Genomic DNA, 3,610 nt, shown 5'->3' with positions numbered 1-3,610 from the left:
GGGTAAGTCACACCAGTTACAACCATTCTTTAATTGATATAGAATACCATCTAAGATTTCTCTGTTGTTCCATTTTGTTGGACAAGTTTTTTTCTTTTTTGGCAGTAATGGCTCAATCATAACCCATAAAGTTTCATCTCTTGATTTACCAACGCCAAACTTTCTCCTTCTATTCCTCTTTCTTCTTTCTTCTCTCCTGACTCGGTCCGACTGACTTCCTCTCCAGGGAGGGGTTAGGGGTGGGTTGACTCCTCATATAGAATCCGGGTAATTAGTTATCGTATTACTGAGGATTAATGAGTAATGAGTAATGAGTAATGAGTTAGGAGTTAGGAGTAATGAGTAATGAGTTAGGAGTTAGGAGTAATGAGTAATATCAAATCCGGTTGAATACTTAATTGTATTGTTGGGGGAGATGGGGAGATTGAATAATGAACATATACTATATAACCGGATTCTATATCAGTAATTAAGATTAATATCATACCCGCGCTTTACCAACGCCAGATTTTTAGAAGTCCAGATATGCATGGTTGATGATGTCCTTGCTTGCTTTGCACCGCAGTGGTTTATTTATATGAAAGCGCTGTAATAAATCGTCTACAGGGCGCAATAAAAATCCCCATTGACTTCATTGCCCTGACTCGGTTCTCCTGACTACTTTTTCAAGCATACCCAACAAATGCACAATAACTTGAGAATAGATTAACTTAGATATCGAACACACCAAAGATAATTAAAAATGATTCAACAGCCTAAATCTCAATATTCTCTAGCCTGGATTGGTAAAATTGCTGAAGTCCCTAAACCAGCGTGGGATGCTCTGGCCCAACCTTTAAAAACTCCCTTCCTAGAATGGGACTGGCTGCATAATATGGAAACTTCTGGTAGTGTGGGTGGTAGAAGTGGATGGCTACCGCAACATTTAATGGTATGGCGAGATAGACAACTAATCGCAGCAGCTCCACTTTATATCAAGGGACACAGTCAAGGTGAATTTGTCTTTGACCATCAATGGGCCGATATAGCTTACCGCTTAGGTATTGAATATTACCCGAAGTTATTGGGAATGTCGCCTTTTACTCCTGCTGAGGGGTATAGATTTTTAATCGCCCCTGGGGAAGATGAGGATGAAATGACAGCTTTGATGGTCAGCGAAATCGATCGTTTTTGTGATCGCTATCATATTTCTGGATGTCATTTTCTCTATGTCGATCCAGAATGGCATCCTGTACTGCAACGTAATGGTTTTAGCAGTTGGTTACACCATAGTTACATTTGGCAAAATCAAGGTTATCAGACTTTTGATGACTATCTCAAAGTATTTAATGCTAATCAACGTCGTAATATTAAGCGGGAACGCAAAGCAGTAGGAAAAGCTGGTTTACAAATGCAGACTTTCACTGGGGATGAAATACCGAAAGCTCTATTTTCTAGGATGTACAGTTTTTACGAGAGTACCTGCGATAAATTTGGTTGGTGGGGTAGTAAATATTTGACGAAGCGATTTTTTGAGCAATTACATCACGACTTTCGCCATCGAGTATTATTTGTGGCAGGTTATAGTGAGGAAGACAACCGCTTCCCTGTGGGAATGTCGTTTTGTATTACTAAGGGCGATCGCCTTTACGGTCGTTATTGGGGCAGCACTTACGAAATAGATTGTTTACATTTTGATGCTTGTTATTATGCTCCGATAGAATGGGCGATCGAGCATGGTATTAATACTTTTGACCCTGGTGCTGGTGGGCGTCATAAAAAACGGCGTGGTTTTCCAGCAACACCTAACCATAGTATGCACAAATTTTATCATAATCGTTTGTCAAAAATCTTCTTGTCCTACATTGGTCAAGTGAATGAAATGGAACAGCTAGAAATGGAGAGAATTAATGAGGATTTACCTTTTAGTCATAGTAATTCTTAATGGGACTTACACAAAATCAAGCCATAAAATAGGCTCAAATATAGATGGGCAGAGGCTTTGATGTCAAAAAGGTATAAATCCTGAATAAGCAAGGGTTCTAGCCATTTTTAAGACATCGACGTAATTCCCTTGTCTAGAATGACTTTGAAGTATTTTTCCTACTAAAAAATGGTATAATATCATGTCCGGTAGCATCGGTATTGTAAGCGTGAAAGTAAGGAAGAAGGAAGAAGGAAGAAGGAAGAGGGAAGAAGGCTTAAAAGCTTGAAAAAAACGTAAATTTCCTGTAGATATTCACCCTTGGTTTTACACAAATGCCCCCCAGCGGACATGATATAACTACCATTAACACGTAAGAGAAAAGGGGATGGAAGAAGGAAGAAGGTAATAAATCAAGCAATTATTATTTCAGCTATCAGCAATTCTTAAATACCTAAAGGTTGTAAGTAGATTGGAACTTAAACCAAAAAACATCTTCCTTCTTTCTCTCAAGTTTGGCAAGGTGAAATTTTATATAATATCAAATCCGCCTAATTGCACATAGTTCCAATAACCTAATAATCATGGTTTTAAGCTATTGATTGTGAGGGTGTTTAACCGGATTTGATATAACTAGATAAAATACGAAAAATCATACTAAAATTTAACAAAAACTGAAAATTGAACGAGACGAGATACTAAAATAACAACTTTATATAAAATACTTTTTAAAATAATATTCGCTACAAATAAAACGTTTTTGGAGGTAGTTTAATATCTGATAATATATCCGTTATATATGCTTTTTGCAACAGTTGTTGAATATTTTTTTCAGTTAAATCGTATTTATTAGCAATAGTAGTTATACCAATTTTATATGAGGTTGCATAGAATTACGAAATTCATTCATTAATCTATATTTATCTATGTCTATCTACAGTCAATTGTGCTTTAAGTATTATTCTATGCAGCTTCATTTCAATTTGGTATTATCGGTTTTTTACCTAACTGAAAAATAACATTTTTATGAAAAATATCTACTTGAATAAAGGTCGGATATTCAGGATTTCGTAATATCTAATAACCATCTGGATGTTGAATCCAATGCACCTGTGATTTTAGTTGCATATATCTGAGTTATACAGATAAAAATTTGAGAAGGATATTGTTCAGCAAACAAAAAGGTTTTTGATAGAAATTTTTACGACATAAACCATATTACACGATCCTTGTAATGAATATTGTCGATGATTTACAAGGTTTAAAAATACTGCTTGTGCAGAGCGCAAAGTGTGGGATAAGTAAGTAGAGCAGGTCAATATAAAAGCACTGTCAAGAGTGAGTTTTTTGGATTTTTGTCGGGAAAAAAGTGCAAATTTTTCAGCCTTTAAGATCAAATCCGTTTAATTGGACATCAAAAAAAGGTAGTCCTGTATAGTAATGGTGAATGGTGGCTGAAATGCTTGCTATACCGTTACCGAAAAAATTACAATGCACCACTACCCAAAAAAAATCTCGAATCGTCATCACTAATAAATGTTTGTGATTCTTTCTCCTCCTGAGGACTGAGGACTGTCTCGTGGTTGAGTTAACCAATCTATAACTGTTTAACCGGATTTGAGATCAGACCATAAAAGCTATGATCAGTGGCAGACTTGCACAAAAAGATACAGGTACAGTTATTCCTTCTACTTCCCACCCTCCCCA

The 3,610-nt window shown here is 36.3% G+C and carries 2 protein-coding genes; one reads left to right on the top strand and one right to left on the bottom strand.

Features of this window, described 5'->3' with window-relative positions; translation table 11 throughout:
* On the bottom strand, positions 1–120 hold a 120-nt coding region (locus tag F6K23_RS42665; RefSeq protein ID WP_375340829.1), incomplete at its 3' end, for a transposase.
* Positions 121–742: 622 nt separating this feature from the next.
* On the opposite strand from F6K23_RS42665, the gene F6K23_RS39980 reads away from it, so the two are divergent.
* The gene (locus F6K23_RS39980) at positions 743–1,924 is read left to right on the top strand and encodes a GNAT family N-acetyltransferase (protein ID WP_293166694.1); all 1,182 of its coding nucleotides are present in this window, start codon (positions 743–745) and stop codon (positions 1,922–1,924) included.
* Positions 1,925–3,610: the final 1,686 nt, after the last annotated feature.

The sequence above is a fragment of the Okeania sp. SIO2C9 genome (assembly GCF_010672455.1).
In the GTDB taxonomy this organism is placed as follows: Bacteria; Cyanobacteriota; Cyanobacteriia; order Cyanobacteriales; family Microcoleaceae; genus Okeania.
The sequence above is the reverse complement of the archived record's forward strand: the minus strand, read 5'-3'. Positions and strand labels throughout refer to the sequence as shown.

Coding starts and splice junctions, on each gene's coding strand:
- F6K23_RS39980 (WP_293166694.1), top strand. CDS start 743: ATGATTCAACAGCCTAAATCTCAATATTCTCTAGCCTGGATTGGTAAA.